We start from the raw sequence: 18,107 nt of genomic DNA, 5'->3' as shown, positions 1-18,107 counted from the left end.
GGATCTATGGTGTTGCAAATTCCCTGTGGGAGCGGGCTTGCTCGCGAAGGCCGCGACTCGGTCTACCGCTCCGGCTCACACCCCTTGAGCACCAACCGGATAATCGTCTGCGCTGCCGCTTCGTAATCTTCTTCATCCAGCCTGGCCTTGCCGGTGATGGCGGTGATCTGCCAGTCGAAGTCGGCGTAGGTCTGGGTGGCGGCCCAGATGCTGAACATCAGGTGGTTGGGGTCGATGGGGGCGATTTGCCCGCGGTCGATCCAGGTCTGGATGCACTCGATGTTGTGTTTGGCCTGGCCATTGAGCTGTTCGACCAGATCGGTGCTCAGGTGGGGGGCGCCGTGCATGATTTCGCTGGCGAACACCTTGGAGGCGAAAGGCAGGTCGCGGGAGATGCGGATTTTCGAGCGAATGTAGCCGCTGAGCACTTCACCGGGTTCGCCGTCCGGATTGAACGGTGTCGAGGCCTGCAGGATGGGCTCGATGATGCTTTCCAGAACCTCGCGATAGAGGTTTTCCTTGGATTTGAAGTAGTAGTAGACGTTGGGCTTGGGCAATCCCGCCTTGGCTGCGATGTCGCTGGTTTTGGTCGCAGCGAAGCCTTTGTCGGCGAATTCCTCACTGGCGGCCCGCAGGATCAGTTGTTTGTTGCGCTCGCGGATAGTGCTCATAAACCGGGTGATTCCTTGCCTGTTCTGGCGGTTGCGCATGGTATCACCGGCCTCGCGCGGCGCTCAAGAATGCGCCGCAGCCCGTGATGCCGCGCTATGCTGCTGCGCATTCATTGCAGAAGGAAACCCGATTCATGGCAGGAAGCAGTTTGCTGGTACTGATCGACGACATCGCGGCCGTGCTGGATGACGTCTCATTGATGACCCAGATGGCCGCCAAGAAAACGGCCGGCGTACTCGGTGACGACCTGGCACTCAATGCCCAGCAAGTCAGTGGCGTGCGTGCCGAGCGGGAAATCCCAGTGGTCTGGGCGGTCGCCAAGGGGTCGTTCATCAATAAATTGATCCTGGTGCCGTCGGCATTGGCGATCAGTGCGTTCATTCCGTGGCTGGTCACGCCGCTGTTGATGGTCGGCGGTGCCTATCTGTGCTTCGAAGGGTTTGAAAAGCTCGCCCACAAGTTCCTGCACAGCGAGGCGGAAGACGTCGCCGACCATGCGCAGTTGGTCGAGGCGGTGGCTGACCCTGCCATCGACCTGGTGGCGTTCGAAAAGGACAAGATCAAAGGCGCGATCCGCACCGACTTCATTCTTTCGGCAGAAATCATCGCCATCACCCTCGGCACTGTGGCCGGTGCGCCATTGAGCCAGCAAATCATCGTGTTGTCGGGGATCGCCATCGTCATGACCATCGGCGTCTATGGCCTGGTGGCGGGTATCGTCAAGCTTGACGACCTTGGCCTGTGGTTGACCCAAAAACCCGGGCAGATGGCGAAAAGCATCGGCGGCGGGATTCTGCGTGCGGCACCGTACATGATGAAGAGCCTGTCGGTGATCGGCACGGCGGCGATGTTCCTGGTCGGCGGCGGGATTCTCACGCACGGTGTGCCGGCGGTGCATCACTGGATCGAAAGTGTCGGTGCGGCGGCGGGTGGCGGCGGATTTATCGTGCCGGTGTTGCTCAATGGCGTGGCGGGGATTGTGGCAGGGGCGGTGGTGTTGGCTGGTGTTACGGCTGTCAGCAAGATCTGGAAAGCGCTGAAAGGCTGACGGCCACACATAACAAGTGTGGGAGCGAGCTTGCTCGCGATGGCGGTGTAACATTCAACATCAATGTTGAATGTACCGGCCTCATCGCGAGCAGGCTCGCTCCCACAGTGTTTTTCGGCTGCCTTGTTTACTCGGCAATCTGCAACTTGCGCGCTTCGGTGTAGACGTAACGCACTTTCTCGTACTCGAACGGCGAGTTCATCTGGCCATAGCGGAAGGCGGTCTGGTAGCGCTTGTCGATGCTGCGCAGGACCCAGACTTCCGGATGGTTGGAGCTGACTTCGGCGACGTTGAGGAAGTTGATCGCACTCTCGGCCGTGTAATCCACCGCCAGGCCGCCGGTGTCACGCAGGTTGGACGGCCCGAGGATCGGCAGGACGAAGTAAGCGCCACCCGGCACGCCGTAGAAGCCCAACGTCTGACCGAAGTCTTCGCTTTGGCGCGGCAGGCCCATGGCAGTCGCCGGGTCCCACAGGCCGGCGATGCCGATGGTGGTGTTGAGCAGCAGGCGTCCGGTGGTTTCCAGCGAGCGCTGGCCCTTGAGTTGCAGCAGGCTGTTCAACAGGTTCGGCACGTCGCCGAGGTTGTTGAAGAAGTTGCTGACGCCGGTGCGCAGGAAACTTGGGGTGACGTAGCGGTAACCATTGACCACCGGCAGGAACACCCATTGGTCGAAACGGTAGTTGAAGTGATAGACGCGCCGGTTCCACTCCTCCAACGGGTCGTAGACGGCCAGCGCGTTGAGCGTCGAACGCTCGAACTCGCGTTGGTCCAGGCCCGGGTTGAATTTGAGTTTGCTCAGCGGTTCCTTGAAGCCGTCACTGTCGATGACTACGGGAGCGTTGGCTTTGCTGTTGTCGGCATTGGTGACGCCTGCACAGAGTAACGCAGCGAAAAGCAGGAGATATTTAGCCACGGAAGAACTCCAGCATGGCGTCGCTGTTGACGCGGTAGTTAATGTTGCCGCAGTGGCCGCCGTGCGGGTAAACGGTCAGGCGATCACCAAAGGTCCTGCGCAGGAAACCCAGGTCACCCGGGCCGAGGATCACGTCATCGGCGTTGTGCATGACGGCAATTTTCGGACTGTCGTGCAGATAGTCCTTCAGTGCATACAGGCTCACCTGGTCAATCAGTTGCAGCAGGCTGCCGCCGTCGGTACGGGCGCGCCACATCGGGATGACTTGTTCTGTGATGTAGCAGTCGAAGTCGCATTGCAGCGCACGCTTGAGGAATGGCGTGAGGCTCGTGCCCTCGGTGATCGGGAACTTGGGTGGGGTGATCAGGCCGCGACGGTTGATCAGGTCCGAAGTGAAGGCAATGTCGGCCGCCGAAAAGCGGAACGACGTGCCGATCAGCATGGCCATCTGTTCGTTGGTCAGGTGCTGCTTGGACTGCTGGAAGTCGTAGAGCAGGGCGTCGTTGAGGTCGATGTAGCCCTTCTGCTGGAAGTAGCGGGTCAGTTTGTTCAGTACCAGTTCATAGAACGTGGTGCTGTTGTTGATGCCCTTGACCTCGGTCTGTACCAGCTTGTCGAGGTTGGTGATCGAGGTGTAGAGGTTGACCGGCGGGTTGAGCAGCAGGACTTTCTTGAAGTTGAAGCTGCGGCGGGTTTCATCCAGGTGCGCGACGAAGGCGGCATCCAGTGCACCGAGGCTATACCCGGTCAGGTAGTAATCGGTGACCGGCACTTTCGGGTTCTGTGCCCGCACGGCCTGCATCACCCGGTACATGTCCTCGGCGTCTTCCTTGGAAACGCCCGGCGTGGCGAAGCGTGATGCGGAACTCATGAAGTCATAGCTGGTGGGCGATGACAGCTGCACCACATGGTAACCGGCCTTGTAGTAGAGCTTCTTCAGGTATTCGTTCAGGCTGCTGTCATAACGTGCGCCGGTGCCGGCGATCAGGAAAATCAGCGGCGCGGCGTGATCCTGCGTGGCGATGCGGTAATCGAGTTTCTTGACCGCCCAGAAATTGTCCGGCAATTCGAACGCCCGTTCCGGACGCAAGGTGACGCTGCGCACCGCCTGATCAATGTCATCGTCCAGCGGTAGCTCCGGACGCAAGTCCGGCGGCGTGGTCGCGATGGTCGCCTCGAACGGATTGGTCAGGGGGTAGCCATAACTGGCGGCATCAATATCGACTGCCAGTGCGGACGCACTCAATATAAGGCCGCCAAACAGGGCGGCGAAGCGCAAGGAACGGAGCATGACTAAATCCCTTAGAGGAAGGTGCCGAATGAGTTTCGCAGGCTATGACCGCCGGATCTGCGCCAAAGTGCCAACCCTCGGCACCAAAGTGGCCTGATTTCGAAGCAATAGTAGCTGGACGATACACTTCGCAGCGATTGAATGACCAGTTAACCGTTGTTATCGCTTGCGAAACGCTTTCGGGCGATTAAGCTGGCCGCCGTTTTTCGCCAATTGGAGTGCTTCATGTCCCGTCGTCTGCCCGTGATTCTGCTGCTTGTTTTGCTGCCTGTCTGGCTGGCCGCCAGTTATGGCGCGCGTTATGGCTTCATGGAGGATGCGCAGTGGGTCGGCATTTGCGTGGATGAGGCGAGCCGTTGGGAATGCCAGGTGCGTTCGAACCTGGGGCTGATGATTCACTTCGCGGTTCTGGGCTGGACTGCACTGGGCGCGGCGATCATCGGTTTTGTCGTGCCGGGGCGGGCAGGCTGGTGGCTGGCGGTGCTGGCGCTGGTGTTCGGGTTTCCGGCGCTGGCGTTGTACAACACCACTCTGGCGGTGTTTGCGGTGGTGATTGCGGGGTTGCGGTTGGTCAGGGCTTCCCGTAGCGCCTGATAGTCCGCTATCGCGAGCAAGCTCGCTCCCACAGGGTTGTCCAGTGAACACAGAATTTGTGTACGACAAAGATCCTTGTGGGAGCGGGCTTGCCCGCGAAGAGGTCAGCAAGGTTGATGAAAATTAAACCTTGCGAACCCGCAAGCAACGCCACAACGCGGCCGCCATCAACACACTCACCAGCGCCCAGCCCCAGGCCTGCTGGTTCTGCAGGCCCTCACGGAACAGCTGCGGCGCGATGCCGGCGCCGATGATGAAGGTCAGCAGGGCAATCTCCCGACGCGGCACGCTCACCGGACGGCACATATACACCAGCGCCGGCAGGATGAACGCGACACTCGGGAAGCTGCGATAACGCGGATCGAACACCAGCTCCAGCATCATCACTGCCGCCGCGAAACCTGCCGTTGCAACCAGCCAGCCAGCACGGCGCTCCAACCAGTTGAAAGCCCGCCCGCGCCAACCGGTACGAGGGCTCAACGTCAGTGCGGCATGGGCCAGCACCAGCAGATTCAGTGCGGTCAGCAATCCGACCCATAGCCATTCACTGGTAAAACGCGTGGTCACCCGTGCCAGGTCACCCCAGGCTCCAATCGAGCAGGCCGCCAATGCACCGAGCAGGGGCAGCACCAGCGCCGAGCGCGTCGTGCGAACCCGGCCACCGAGCAGCAACGTGCCGATGAAGATCAAGCCGCCTGCCGCCAGCCATTGCGACCAGTACGGTACGTTTGTCACTGGTCCGGCCAGCACGCCCTTGTCCTGGCGATCGGCATCGAACAATCCCCAGTAGCCCCCGACCGCACCTTCACTGGCGCGCTTCCACGGCTGGTCGAAGGCTTCGATCAGGTTGTAGTGCCAGCCCTGTTGCTCGGCCATGGCGACAAAGCCACGAATGAACCTGGCTTCGTTGACCCGGCTCGGCAGGGCCGTCTCGCGCTGGCGACCTTCGCTGGGCCAGCCGGTTTCGCCGATCAGTACATCCTTGGGTGCGAATTTGTTGCCGAACACCTGGCGTACTTCGGCCACATGTTGCAGGGCGGCGTCGATGTTCGACGGATCATCTTCCCAATACGGCAGCAGATGGATGGTCAGGAAGTCCACGGCGGGAGCGATTTCCGGGTGCTTGAGCCAGAACTCCCAGACGTCGGCATAGGTGACAGGCTGTTTGACCTGGCTTTTGACCTTGTTGATCAGCCTGGCCAGTTGTGCGCCAGTGACTTCCTTGCGCAGCAGGGTTTCGTTGCCGACGATCACCGCGTTCACCACATCCGGATTGGCATTGGCCGAGGCGATCAGCAGGTCGACTTCTTTCTCGGTGTCCACCGGGTTGCTGTTGACCCAGGCGCCGATCATCAGCTTCAAGCCATGCTTGCGCGCAAGGCCCGGCAGGGCTTCGAGGCCGGTCATGGAATAGGTGCGGATGCATTCGAAGTTTTTGGCCAGCAGCGCGAGGTCGGCATCCATACGCTCGGGGCGCAAGTTGAATGGCACATCGAACGGCGATTGATCCTTGTCGAACGGCGTGTAGGACGCGCATTGCAGCTTGTGCGTTGCGCTGGCCACGTCCGGCAGGATCACCGGTTTGCCGAGGCCGTACCAGAAGCCGACAAGGGCAAACAGCCCCAGCAGGCAAGCGAATAGATAAGCAGCAAAAGGGAAACGGGATGTCGCGGACATGGTCAGGCCGTGTGGGAGCAAAGCGGCGCATGTTACCTGCATTTACCGCGTGCTTGGTGGCCTGCATGAATTTGACATGCAAAGTTCGGACGGATTGGCAGGGAGGGGTATTGCGGTGAGGATTAATGGCTTTCTGATGTCGTTTCTCGATGGCTTGAGGTCGCTCGCAGAGCAGGTCGCGATGAGCGTCAGGTTGATTATCGAAGGCGTCAGTACTCCGCTGATGACAGGGCGAGTTTGCGGTGAGGCGTGATGGGGGCGCTGTGCACCATAACAATACGTTTAAGCGACTCGGCATCCGTCGAGCGCAGCACTTTCGGGGAAGTAACGATGAAGATGCGACGACTCTTGGGCGCAGGTGCGGCTTTGGTGCTGGCGATCAGTTCTACCGTGGCCAGTGCCGCCAGCAAAGAAGTGACGATCGGTTATGTCGACGGCTGGTCGGACAGTGTTGCCACGACCAACGTGGCTGCAGAAGTGATCAGACAGAAACTCGGTTATGACGTGAAGCTGCAAGCCGTCGCCACCGGGATCATGTGGCAGGGCGTGGCCACCGGCAAACTCGACGCCATGCTGTCGGCCTGGCTGCCGGTGACGCACGGCGAATACTGGACGAAGAACAAGGATCAGGTCGTCGATTACGGCCCGAACTTCAAGGACGCGAAAATCGGTTTGATCGTGCCGGAGTACGTTAAGGCCAAGACCATCGAGGACCTGAAAACCGACGACAGCTTCAAGAATCGCATCGTTGGCATCGACGCCGGTTCAGGCGTGATGCTCAAGACCGATCAGGCGATCAAGGACTATGACCTGACCGGTTATCAACTCAAGGCCAGTTCCGGCGCCGGCATGATTGCTGAACTGACCCGTGCCGAGAAGAAAAACGAATCCATTGCCGTGACCGGTTGGGTGCCGCACTGGATGTTCGCCAAGTGGAAACTGCGTTTCCTCGAAGACTCGAAAGGCGTGTACGGCGCGGCTGAAACCGTGAACAGCATCGGCAGCAAAGAACTGGGAACCAAGGCGCCGGAAGTGGCTAAGTTCCTGAAGAACTTCCAGTGGGCCTCCAAAGACGAAATCGGTCAGGTCATGCTGGCGATCCAGGATGGTGCCAAGCCTGAAGCGGCGGCGAAGGATTGGATCGCCAAACACCCTGAGCGTGTTGCCGACTGGACTAAATGATTTGAGCTGACGCGTCTGGTCAGCACCTTGCAGGGCCGCTTGGCAAACTTATGCCAAGCGGCCCTTTGCTTTTCTGTAGGAGCGAGCTTGCTCGCGATGGGCGTGAACGTTAACGCGTGCTGTCTGAAAAAAGTGCGGCGTCTTCAAATTCTTCGCGAGCAAGCTCGCTCCTGCAATTGGCAGTTCTGTCATGTGGTTCTAAGACTAAGGTCGTCTGGAACCTGCCCCGCAGCCGCATAGAGTGGATACCGTTCCAACTAAATCTGTGCTGCGAGGATAAAAACAATGAACGACAGCATTTACCTCTCGATTCAAAACAGCCCGCGCTTCAAGGAGCTGGTTAGCAAGAGGGAACGATTCGCCTGGATTCTATCGGCGATCATGCTTGGGCTTTACTCCGCCTTCATCCTTTTAATTGCCTACGGGCCGCAAGTGCTGGGGACGAAAATCGGTCCCGAGTCTTCGATTACCTGGGGCATACCGATTGGCGTCGGGCTGATTGTTTCGGCCTTCGTCCTGACCGGTATCTACGTACGACGTGCCAATGGCGAGTTTGACGACCTGAACAATGCGATTCTCAAGGAGGCTCAGCAATGATCCGGCGTCTACTGGCTCTATTGAGCATCGCGGCTTTTGCACCGGGCGCCTGGGCGGCTGACGCCCTGACCGGTGAAGTGCACAAACAACCCCTCAACGTCGCCGCGATCCTGATGTTCGTGGTGTTCGTGGGTGCAACCCTGTGCATTACTTACTGGGCCTCCAAGCGCAACAAGTCGGCTGCGGACTACTATGCGGCGGGTGGCAAGATCACCGGATTCCAGAACGGCCTGGCGATTGCCGGCGACTACATGTCGGCCGCCTCGTTCCTGGGGATTTCCGCGCTGGTGTTCGCTTCCGGCTATGACGGGCTGATCTATTCGATCGGCTTCCTGGTGGGCTGGCCGATCATTCTGTTCCTGATCGCCGAGCGCCTGCGTAACCTGGGCAAGTACACCTTTGCCGACGTGGCGTCCTACCGCCTCGGGCAAACCCAGATTCGCACGTTGTCCGCCTGTGGTTCGCTGGTGGTGGTGGCGTTCTACCTGATCGCCCAGATGGTGGGTGCCGGCAAGCTGATCCAGCTGCTGTTCGGCCTCGACTATCACGTCGCGGTGATTCTGGTGGGCGTGCTGATGTGCCTTTACGTGTTGTTCGGCGGCATGCTGGCGACCACCTGGGTGCAAATCATCAAGGCTGTTCTGCTGCTGTCCGGCGCCTCCTTCATGGCGCTGATGGTGATGAAGCACGTCAACTTCGACTTCAACGTGCTGTTTTCCGAGGCCATCAAAGTTCACCCTAAAGGTGACGCGATCATGAGCCCGGGCGGCCTGGTGAAAGATCCGGTCTCGGCGTTCTCCCTCGGCCTGGCACTGATGTTCGGTACCGCTGGCCTGCCGCACATCCTGATGCGCTTCTTCACCGTGAGTGACGCAAAGGAAGCCCGCAAGAGCGTGCTGTACGCAACCGGCTTCATTGGCTACTTCTACATCCTGACCTTCATCATCGGTTTCGGCGCGATCCTGCTGGTCAGCACCAACCCGGCCTTCAAAGACGCAGCCGGCGCGTTGCTCGGTGGCAACAACATGGCGGCGGTACACCTGGCCAACGCGGTCGGTGGCAGCATTTTCCTGGGCTTCATCTCGGCCGTGGCGTTCGCGACCATTCTGGCGGTCGTTGCCGGTCTGACCCTGGCTGGTGCCTCGGCGGTGTCCCACGACCTGTATGCCAGCGTGATCAAGAAGGGCAAGGCCAACGAGAAGGATGAGATTCGCATTTCGAAGATCACCACCGTTGCTCTGGGTGTGTTGGCCATCGTTCTGGGCATTCTGTTCGAAAGCCAGAACATCGCGTTCATGGTGGGTCTGGCGTTCTCCATCGCGGCGAGCTGCAACTTCCCGGTATTGCTGCTTTCCATGTACTGGAAAAAGCTGACCACTCGCGGTGCGATGATCGGCGGCTGGATGGGCCTGATCAGTGCTGTAGGCCTGATGGTCCTTGGCCCGACCATTTGGGTGCAGATCATGCATCACGAGAAAGCCATCTTCCCGTATGAGTACCCGGCGCTGTTCTCGATGATGATTGCCTTTGTCGGGATCTGGTTCTTCTCGGTTACCGATAAGTCCACTGCGGCTGACAATGAGCGGGCGCTGTTCTTCCCGCAGTTTGTTCGTTCGCAGACCGGGTTGGGGGCGAGTGGGGCGGTTTCGCACTAAGGCTTCCAGGCTTTATATATAAGTTGCACTGACATTGAATGCCCCGGTCGAGAGATCGGGGCATTTTTTGTTGGGCGATAATCGACCTATTTTTTTGTGGTCGTGTACACCTCCCCTCAGTCTGCCGAGGGGGCGGGTGGATCAAGATCAAGAGCCGGCCTGTTGAGTGGTGAGGAGCTGCGGGTGTGCGCCGCTTTGCTCTTCTGTAGGAGCGAGCTTGCTCGCGAAAAACCTGAGAGCACCGCGGGGTGTCAGGCTCCCCGCATCATCGTTGACCTCCATCGCGAGCAAGCTCGCTCCTACAGGCCGGGCGGCGTTCCGTTTTTCCAAGTAACCCGCTGTAAAGGTGGCCGTTACCGCAGCAATGGATATGTACGTCAACTTAGCCGACGCCAAATGCTACACAAACAAAAACGGCCTCCTGCTCTTTATATAAAAAGCAGAGGCCGTTCCCGGTACAACTCAACACGCTACAGCAAGACAGCTCTTACTTGCGGTCTTCCAGCTTGGTGATGTCACGCGACTCGTAGCCGGTGTACAGCTGGCGCGGACGGCCGATCTTGTACGGGCTGGAGAGCATTTCTTTCCAGTGGGAGATCCAGCCGACAGTCCGCGCCAGGGCGAAGATCACGGTGAACATGCTGGTTGGAATGCCGATCGCCTTGAGGATGATCCCCGAGTAGAAGTCGACGTTCGGGTACAGCGAGCGTTCGATGAAGTACGGGTCGGTCAGGGCGATCTCTTCCAGGCGCATGGCCAGTTCGAGTTGCGGATCGTTCTGGATGCCCAGTTCCTTCAGTACTTCGTCGCAGGTCTGCTTCATGACGGTGGCGCGTGGGTCGCGGTTTTTGTAAACGCGGTGACCGAAGCCCATCAGTTTGAACGGATCGTTCTTGTCCTTGGCCTTGGCGATGAACTTGTCGATGTTTGAAACATCGCCGATTTCATCGAGCATGGTCAGTACGGCTTCGTTTGCACCGCCGTGGGCAGGGCCCCACAGTGCAGCGATACCTGCGGCGATACAGGCGAACGGGTTGGCACCCGAAGAGCCCGCCAGGCGCACGGTGGACGTCGAGGCGTTCTGCTCGTGGTCGGCATGGAGGATGAAGATCCGGTCCATGGCCTTGGCGAGTACCGGGCTGATCGGTTTGATCTCGCACGGGGTGTTGAACATCATGTGCAGGAAGTTTTCCGCATACGACAGGTCGTTGCGCGGGTACATCATGGGTTGGCCCATGGAGTACTTGTAAACCATTGCGGCCAGGGTCGGCATCTTGGCAACCAGGCGGATCGCGGAAATTTCGCGATGCTGCGGGTTATTGATGTCCAGGGAGTCGTGGTAGAACGCCGAGAGGGCGCCGACTACGCCGCACATGACGGCCATCGGGTGGGCGTCGCGACGGAAGCCGTTGAAGAAGGTCTTCAGCTGCTCGTGAACCATGGTGTGGTTCTTCACGGTGCTGACGAACTGGGCCTTCTGTTCTGCGGTCGGCAGTTCGCCGTTGAGCAGCAGATAGCAGGTTTCCAGGTAGTCCGACTTTTCAGCCAGCTGTTCGATCGGGTAGCCGCGGTGCAGCAGAATGCCGTTGTCGCCGTCGATATAGGTGATCTTCGACTCGCACGAGGCGGTCGACATGAAGCCTGGGTCAAAGGTGAAACGGCCCGTGGCCGTCAGGCCCCGAACATCGATAACATCGGGACCAACGGTGCCGGTTAAAATGGGCAGCTCGACGGGGGCTGCGCCCTCGATGATCAACTGCGCTTTTTTGTCAGCCATGTGGCCTCCTATTTATGCTTGAAATCATCAGACAGACCCCCCACGCAGGGCCCGCACCACTATAGTGAGATAAATTCGAATGTCAATTTGCCTAAAGTCTTGCTCCAGAAGGCTTTAACCGGACTTTTTTCTCGAAATTGGCTGCCATTTACGCCTTTTATGTCAGTTGCGCAATCCGCTGTTCGGGTTAGGTGTTTGCGTTGTCATTAGTAGCCTAACTGTCTATACTCGGCCACCGACCGCCAAGGGCTTTTGGGCCTGCTTTATTGGGGGTCGCATCCCTGGGTGGTGGTTACCTGACCAGTGCACTCCCCAACAACTTTGCCCTGATTGTTAGGGGCTCTTCAGTGTGAAAAAAAAGCCGTGAAAAGCCAACGACCTGTAAACCTAGACCTAAGGACCATCAAACTCCCCATCACCGGCGTTACGTCGTTTCTTCACCGTGTTTCCGGCATCATCCTCTTCCTGGGCCTTGGCTTCATGCTTTATGCATTGGGCAAATCCCTGGGTTCCGAGGAAGGTTTTGCCGACGTGAAGGCAACCTTGACCAGTCCTCTGGCCAAGTTCGTAGCATGGGGCCTCCTGTCCGCTCTTCTTTATCACCTGGTAGCCGGTGTGCGCCACTTGATCATGGATATGGGCATCGGTGAGACGCTGGAAGGCGGCCGCCTGGGCTCGAAAATTATCATCGCCGTTTCCGTGGTGCTGATCGTTCTGGCAGGAGTTTGGATATGGTAACCAGCGTTACGAACCTTTCGCGTTCCGGTCTTTATGACTGGATGGCGCAACGTGTGTCTGCGGTCGTTCTCGCGGCTTATTTCATTTTCCTGATCGGATACCTCGCTGCGAATCCTGGCATTGGTTATGACCAATGGCATGGCCTGTTCGCCCACAACGGGATGCGTATCTTCAGTCTGCTGGCCCTTGTGGCCCTGGGCGCCCACGCCTGGGTCGGCATGTGGACCATCGCGACCGACTACCTGACGCCAATGGCGCTGGGCAAGTCCGCGACTGCAGTACGTTTCCTATTCCAGGCAGTATGCGGCGTTGCGATGTTCGCTTACTTCGTCTGGGGCGTGCAGATTCTCTGGGGTATCTGATTCATGGCTAACATTCCAACGATTTCTTTCGACGCCATCATTATTGGTGGTGGCGGTGCCGGCATGCGCGCAGCGCTGCAACTGGCACAGGGCGGTCACAAGACTGCCGTGATCACCAAGGTTTTCCCGACCCGTTCGCACACTGTATCCGCTCAAGGCGGCATCACCTGCGCGATCGCGTCCGCTGACCCGAACGATGACTGGCGCTGGCACATGTACGATACCGTCAAGGGTTCCGACTACATCGGTGACCAGGACGCTATCGAATACATGTGTCAGGAAGGCCCGGCCGCGGTCTACGAGCTGGACCACATGGGTATGCCGTTCTCGCGTACCGAACAGGGCCGTATCTATCAGCGTCCGTTTGGCGGTCAGTCGAAGGATTACGGAAAAGGCGGGCAGGCTGCCCGTACTTGCGCCGCTTCCGACCGTACTGGTCACGCGCTGCTGCACACCCTTTATCAGGGCAACCTGAAAGCCGGTACCGTGTTCCTGAACGAGTACTACGCTGTCGATCTGGTGAAGAACGGCGAAGGCGAGTTCGTCGGCGTGATCGCGATCTGCATCGAAACCGGTGAAACCACCTACATCCGCGCGAAAGCCACCGTGCTGGCGACCGGCGGTGCCGGTCGTATCTACGCTTCGACCACCAACGCCCTGATCAACACCGGTGACGGCGTTGGTATGGCGCTGCGTGCCGGCGTACCGGTACAAGACATTGAAATGTGGCAGTTCCACCCGACCGGTATCGCCGGCGCCGGTGTACTGGTTACAGAAGGTTGCCGTGGTGAAGGTGGATACCTGATCAACAAGCACGGCGAGCGTTTCATGGAGCGTTATGCTCCGAACGCCAAAGACCTTGCCGGTCGTGACGTGGTTGCCCGTTCGATGGTTAAAGAGATCATCGCCGGCAACGGTTGCGGTCCGAATGGCGACCACGTAATGCTCAAACTCGACCACCTGGGCGAGGAAGTGCTGCACAGCCGTCTGCCAGGCATCTGCGAACTGTCGAAGACTTTCGCACACGTTGACCCGGTTGTTGCTCCGGTTCCGGTTGTTCCGACCTGCCACTACATGATGGGCGGCGTTGCCACCAACATTCATGGCCAGGCGATCACCCAGGACGCCGATGGCGTGGATCAGATCATTCCTGGTCTGTTCGCCGTGGGTGAAGTGGCTTGCGTTTCAGTTCACGGCGCCAACCGTCTGGGTGGCAACTCGCTGCTCGACCTGGTGGTATTCGGCCGCGCTGCCGGCCTGCACCTGGAAAAAGCACTGACCGACGGTATCGAATACGACGACGCCACCGACGCCGATATCAATGCGGCCCTGGCGCGCCTGTCCGCTCTGAACGAGCGTACCGAAGGTGAGGACGTGGCTACCCTGCGTCGCGAACTGCAAAACTGCATGCAGAACTACTTCGGTGTATTCCGTACCGGCGAATACATGCAGAAGGGTATTGCCCAGCTGGCTGACCTGCGCAAGCGCATCGCCAACGTGAAGATCAACGATAAGTCGCAGGCGTTCAACACTGCCCGTATCGAAGCGCTGGAACTGCAAAACCTGCTGGAAGTGGCTGAAGCTACCGCCATCGCTGCCGAAGTGCGTAAAGAGTCCCGCGGTGCTCACGCCCGTGAAGACTTCGAAGACCGTGACGACGAAAACTGGCTGTGCCACACCCTGTACTTCCCGGGTGACAAGCGCGTGACCAAGCGTGCTGTGAACTTCTCGCCGAAGACTGTTCCGACTTTCGAACCTAAAGTCCGGACTTATTAAGGGTGACCGCCATGTTGCAAGTCAGTGTTTATCGCTACAACCCTGATCAGGACGCTGCGCCGTTCATGCAGGAATTCCAGGTCGATACCGGTGGTAAAGACCTGATGGTGCTGGACGTGCTGGCCCTGATCAAAGAGCAGGACGAGGGTTTCTCCTATCGTCGCTCTTGCCGTGAAGGTGTTTGCGGTTCCGACGGCATGAACATCAACGGCAAAAACGGCCTGGCGTGCATCACGCCGCTGTCTGCTGTCGTAAAAGGTAACAAGTTGATCGTTCGTCCTCTGCCAGGTTTGCCGGTTATCCGTGACCTGGTCGTCGATATGAGCATCTTCTACAAGCAATACGAGAAGGTTAAGCCATACCTGCAGAACGACACGCCGGCTCCGGCCATCGAGCGTCTGCAGTCCCCTGAAGAGCGTGAAAAGCTCGACGGTCTGTACGAGTGCATCCTGTGCGCTTGCTGCTCGACCTCTTGCCCGTCCTTCTGGTGGAACCCGGACAAGTTCCTGGGTCCAGCTGCCCTGCTGCAAGCGTACCGCTTCCTGGCAGACAGCCGTGACACCAAGACGTCCGAGCGTCTGGCTTCGCTGGATGACCCGTTCAGCGTATTCCGCTGCCGCGGGATCATGAACTGCGTCAGCGTATGTCCGAAAGGCCTGAACCCGACTAAGGCCATCGGTCACATCCGTAACATGCTGCTTTCCAGCGGCGTGTGATTCAGCTGCTGTACCCGCTGTACCCGTAGATGCTACGGCGCAGGCTTCAACCGGCGCCGTAGTTTTAACCTGAGCAGCAGCTTAAAAGGCTGCGGCTCTTATTTTGAAGAAATGAGACAAGCAGGGGCATCCGGGCTGGTACCCGGACTATCAGTGTGATCCTAGTGGCTTGTTTTGGTCGCTGCATTCGGACTTCTGCAAGTTTGCTCGGTGTCGACACCGATGGTGTTCCCCTAACCGAGGGTGACCAAGCATGCAAGAAAGCGTGATGCAGCGCATGTGGAACAGTGCCTACCTATCCGGTAGTAACGCTGCCTATGTGGAAGAGCTTTACGAGCTCTACCTGCACGACCCTAACGCTGTGCCAGAAGAGTGGCGCACCTACTTCCAGAAGTTGCCTGCTGACGGCAACTCTGCCACCGATGTTTCGCACTCCACAATTCGCGATCATTTCGTCTTGCTGGCAAAGAACCAGCGCCGCGCCCAACCGGTTTCCGCCGGCAGCGTGAGCAGTGAGCACGAGAAGAAGCAAGTTGAAGTGCTGCGATTGATCCAGGCCTACCGTATGCGTGGCCACCAGGCAGCCCAGCTTGACCCGCTGGGGCTGTGGCAGCGTCCTGCACCTGCAGACCTGTCGATCAATCATTACGGCTTGACCAATGCCGATCTTGATACGACCTTCCGTGCCGGCGACCTGTTCATCGGCAAAGAGGAAGCGAGCCTACGCGAAATTCACGAAGCGTTGCAGCAGACATATTGCCGCACCATCGGCGCTGAATTCACGCACATCACCGATTCCGAGCAGCGCCAGTGGTTCCAGCAGCGACTGGAAAGCGTGCGCGGTCGTCCGACGTACTCCGCCGACATCAAGAGCCACTTGCTCGAGCGCGTGACCGCCGGCGAAGGCCTGGAAAAATACCTGGGCACCAAATATCCGGGTACCAAGCGTTTCGGTCTGGAAGGCGGCGAAAGCCTGATTCCGATGCTCGACGAGCTGATCCAGCGTTCCGGTTCCTACGGCACCAAGGAAATCGTCATCGGCATGGCCCACCGTGGCCGTCTGAACGTATTGGTCAACACCTTCGGCAAGAACCCGCGCGAGCTGTTCGACGAGTTCGAAGGCAAGAAGAAGGTCGAGCTGGGTTCCGGTGACGTCAAATACCACCAGGGCTTCTCGTCCAACGTGATGACCACCGGCGGTGAAGTTCACCTGGCCATGGCGTTCAACCCGTCCCACCTGGAAATCGTTTCCCCGGTGGTCGAGGGTTCGGTTCGCGCCCGTCAGGACCGTCGCAACGATCCAACCGGTGAGAAGGTTCTGCCGATCTCCATCCACGGTGACGCTGCGTTCGCCGGTCAGGGCGTGGTCATGGAAACCTTCCAGATGTCGCAAACCCGCGGTTTCAAGACCGGCGGTACCGTGCACATCGTGATCAACAACCAGGTTGGTTTCACCATCAGCAACCCGCTGGACTCGCGCTCCACCGAGTACGCGACCGACGTTGCGAAAATGATCCAGGCGCCGATCCTCCATGTGAATGGTGATGATCCGGAAGCCGTATTGTTCGTGACCCAGCTGGCCATCGACTACCGCATGCAGTTCAAGCGTGACGTGGTGATCGACCTGGTCTGCTACCGTCGTCGCGGCCACAACGAGGCTGACGAGCCAAGCGGTACCCAGCCTCTGATGTATCAGCAGATCACCAAACAGCGCACCACCCGTGAGCTGTATGCCGATCGTCTGACCCAGGGCGGTGTGATGGACGCAGAGCGTGTTCAGGCGAAAGTCGACGAATACCGCAACGCGCTGGACAACGGTCTGCACGTAGTGAAAAGCCTGGTCAAAGAGCCGAACAAAGAGTTGTTCGTGGACTGGCGTCCGTATCTGGGCCACGCCTGGACCGCGCGTCACGACACTCGCTTCGACCTCAAGACCTTGCAGGAACTGTCCGCCAAGCTGCTGGAAATCCCGGAAGGCTTCGTGGTTCAGCGCCAGGTTGCCAAGATCTACGAAGACCGCCAGAAGATGCAAGCCGGCGGCCTGCCGATCAACTGGGGTTACGCTGAAACCATGGCGTACGCGACCCTGGCGTTCGAAGGTCACCCGATTCGCATGACTGGCCAGGACATCGGCCGCGGTACGTTCTCGCACCGCCATGCTGTCCTGCACAACCAGAAAGACGCGGGCACCTACATCCCGCTGCAGAACCTGTACGACGGTCAGCCGCGTTTTGACCTGTACGACTCGTTCCTGTCCGAAGAAGCGGTATTGGCGTTCGAGTACGGTTACTCGACCACCACGCCGAATGCCCTGGTTATCTGGGAAGCCCAGTTCGGCGACTTCGCCAACGGCGCCCAGGTAGTGATTGACCAGTTCATCACCAGTGGCGAGCACAAGTGGGGCCGTCTGTGCGGTCTGACGATGCTGCTGCCGCACGGTTATGAAGGTCAGGGTCCGGAGCACTCCTCGGCTCGTCTGGAGCGTTACCTGCAGCTGTGCGCCGAGCACAACATTCAGGTTTGCATGCCGACGACGCCGGCTCAGATCTACCACTTGCTGCGCCGTCAGGTCATTCGCCCGCTGCGCAAACCACTGGTAGTCCTGACTCCGAAGTCGCTGCTGCGCCACAAGCTGGCCATCTCGACGCTGGAAGACCTGGCCGAAGGTTCGTTCCAGACCGTCATCCCGGAAATCGATGCTCAAGACCCGAAAAAGGTCGAGCGCGTTGTTCTGTGTAGCGGCAAGGTCTACTACGACCTGCTGGAAAAACGCCGTGCCGAAGGTCGTGACGACATCGCCATCGTGCGTATCGAGCAGCTGTACCCATTCCCTGAGGACGACCTGAAAGAAGTCCTGGCGCCTTACACCAACGCCAAGCATGCCGTCTGGTGTCAGGAAGAGCCGATGAACCAGGGTGCGTGGTACTGCAGCCAACACCACATGCGTCGCAGCATCAGCAACCTCAACAAGTCTCTCGTACTCGAGTACGCGGGCCGTGAGGCTTCTGCTGCACCTGCATGCGGTTACGCATCGATGCACGCCGAACAGCAGGAACAACTGCTGCAAGACGCCTTTACTGTTTAACGCCTTCGCGCACCTGAAACC

Annotated in this window: 15 protein-coding genes; 10 read left to right on the top strand and 5 right to left on the bottom strand. The window is 58.8% G+C overall.

Annotated elements, in window-relative coordinates; genetic code table 11:
- Window positions 1-62 precede the first annotated feature (62 nt).
- Window positions 63-671, bottom strand: a complete 609-nt coding sequence (locus ACEN8Z_RS23775) for a TetR/AcrR family transcriptional regulator (protein ID WP_108231338.1) — start codon at window positions 669-671, stop codon at window positions 63-65.
- 134 nt (window positions 672-805) lie between these two features.
- Between ACEN8Z_RS23775 and ACEN8Z_RS23770 the strand changes: the two genes are divergently transcribed.
- Window positions 806-1,720 carry a DUF808 domain-containing protein gene (locus tag ACEN8Z_RS23770; protein WP_495595862.1) on the top strand — a complete coding sequence of 305 codons (915 nt, stop codon included), beginning with the start codon at window positions 806-808 and terminating at the stop codon, window positions 1,718-1,720.
- A gap of 127 nt (window positions 1,721-1,847) precedes the next feature.
- Here the strand turns inward: ACEN8Z_RS23770 and ACEN8Z_RS23765 are convergent, their stop codons facing one another.
- Window positions 1,848-2,636, bottom strand: coding sequence for an MlaA family lipoprotein (locus ACEN8Z_RS23765; RefSeq protein WP_495595861.1), 789 nt, complete (start codon window positions 2,634-2,636; stop codon window positions 1,848-1,850).
- Window positions 2,629-3,927 carry a serine/threonine protein kinase gene (locus ACEN8Z_RS23760; protein WP_442098048.1) on the bottom strand — a complete coding sequence of 433 codons (1,299 nt, stop codon included), beginning with the start codon at window positions 3,925-3,927 and terminating at the stop codon, window positions 2,629-2,631. Before ACEN8Z_RS23760 ends, ACEN8Z_RS23765 begins: the two co-directional genes overlap by 8 nt.
- A gap of 225 nt (window positions 3,928-4,152) precedes the next feature.
- Here ACEN8Z_RS23760 and ACEN8Z_RS23755 point away from each other — a divergent pair, with 225 nt between their 5' ends.
- Window positions 4,153-4,521, top strand: a complete 369-nt coding sequence (locus ACEN8Z_RS23755; RefSeq protein ID WP_495595860.1) for a hypothetical protein — start codon at window positions 4,153-4,155, stop codon at window positions 4,519-4,521.
- A 123-nt stretch (window positions 4,522-4,644) separates the two neighbouring features.
- Here the strand turns inward: ACEN8Z_RS23755 and ACEN8Z_RS23750 are convergent, their stop codons facing one another.
- On the bottom strand, window positions 4,645-6,240 hold the full coding sequence (locus tag ACEN8Z_RS23750) for a glycoside hydrolase family 17 protein (protein WP_495595859.1): 1,596 nt from the start codon (window positions 6,238-6,240) through the stop codon (window positions 4,645-4,647).
- 288 nt (window positions 6,241-6,528) lie between these two features.
- On the opposite strand from ACEN8Z_RS23750, the gene ACEN8Z_RS23745 reads away from it, so the two are divergent.
- From ACEN8Z_RS23745 to ACEN8Z_RS23735, 3 genes are all read left to right on the top strand, one after another.
- On the top strand, window positions 6,529-7,380 hold the full coding sequence (locus tag ACEN8Z_RS23745) for a glycine betaine ABC transporter substrate-binding protein (RefSeq protein ID WP_033052380.1): 852 nt from the start codon (window positions 6,529-6,531) through the stop codon (window positions 7,378-7,380).
- Window positions 7,381-7,665: 285 nt separating this feature from the next.
- A complete protein-coding gene (locus ACEN8Z_RS23740; RefSeq protein WP_007998061.1) occupies window positions 7,666-7,977 on the top strand; it encodes a DUF485 domain-containing protein in 312 nt (103 codons plus the stop codon).
- A complete protein-coding gene (locus ACEN8Z_RS23735; RefSeq protein ID WP_495595858.1) occupies window positions 7,974-9,632 on the top strand; it encodes a cation acetate symporter in 1,659 nt (552 codons plus the stop codon). Before ACEN8Z_RS23740 ends, ACEN8Z_RS23735 begins: the two co-directional genes overlap by 4 nt.
- A 487-nt stretch (window positions 9,633-10,119) precedes the next feature.
- Here the strand turns inward: ACEN8Z_RS23735 and gltA are convergent, their stop codons facing one another.
- Window positions 10,120-11,409, bottom strand: coding sequence for a citrate synthase (gene gltA / locus ACEN8Z_RS23730; protein WP_007977501.1), 1,290 nt, complete (start codon window positions 11,407-11,409; stop codon window positions 10,120-10,122).
- Window positions 11,410-11,772: 363 nt separating this feature from the next.
- On the opposite strand from gltA, the gene sdhC reads away from it, so the two are divergent.
- The 5 genes from sdhC to ACEN8Z_RS23705 all read left to right on the top strand — a co-directional run bounded on the left by sdhC (window position 11,773) and on the right by ACEN8Z_RS23705 (window position 18,086).
- A complete protein-coding gene (gene sdhC / locus ACEN8Z_RS23725; protein ID WP_033052382.1) occupies window positions 11,773-12,147 on the top strand; it encodes a succinate dehydrogenase, cytochrome b556 subunit in 375 nt (124 codons plus the stop codon).
- Window positions 12,141-12,509 carry a succinate dehydrogenase, hydrophobic membrane anchor protein gene (gene sdhD, locus ACEN8Z_RS23720; protein WP_007977503.1) on the top strand — a complete coding sequence of 123 codons (369 nt, stop codon included), beginning with the start codon at window positions 12,141-12,143 and terminating at the stop codon, window positions 12,507-12,509. Before sdhC ends, sdhD begins: the two co-directional genes overlap by 7 nt.
- A 3-nt stretch (window positions 12,510-12,512) precedes the next feature.
- The gene (sdhA, locus tag ACEN8Z_RS23715) at window positions 12,513-14,285 is read left to right on the top strand and encodes a succinate dehydrogenase flavoprotein subunit (RefSeq protein ID WP_007998069.1); all 1,773 of its coding nucleotides are present in this window, start codon (window positions 12,513-12,515) and stop codon (window positions 14,283-14,285) included.
- An 11-nt stretch (window positions 14,286-14,296) separates the two neighbouring features.
- Window positions 14,297-15,001 (top strand): succinate dehydrogenase iron-sulfur subunit, encoded by a 705-nt coding sequence (locus ACEN8Z_RS23710; protein ID WP_007998071.1) that lies wholly within the window; start codon window positions 14,297-14,299, stop codon window positions 14,999-15,001.
- A gap of 253 nt (window positions 15,002-15,254) precedes the next feature.
- On the top strand, window positions 15,255-18,086 hold the full coding sequence (locus ACEN8Z_RS23705; RefSeq protein WP_495595857.1) for a 2-oxoglutarate dehydrogenase E1 component: 2,832 nt from the start codon (window positions 15,255-15,257) through the stop codon (window positions 18,084-18,086).
- Window positions 18,087-18,107: the final 21 nt, after the last annotated feature.

The organism is Pseudomonas sp. Pseusp10, assembly GCF_059492225.1.
The sequence above is the reverse complement of the archived record's forward strand: the minus strand, read 5'-3'. Positions and strand labels throughout refer to the sequence as shown.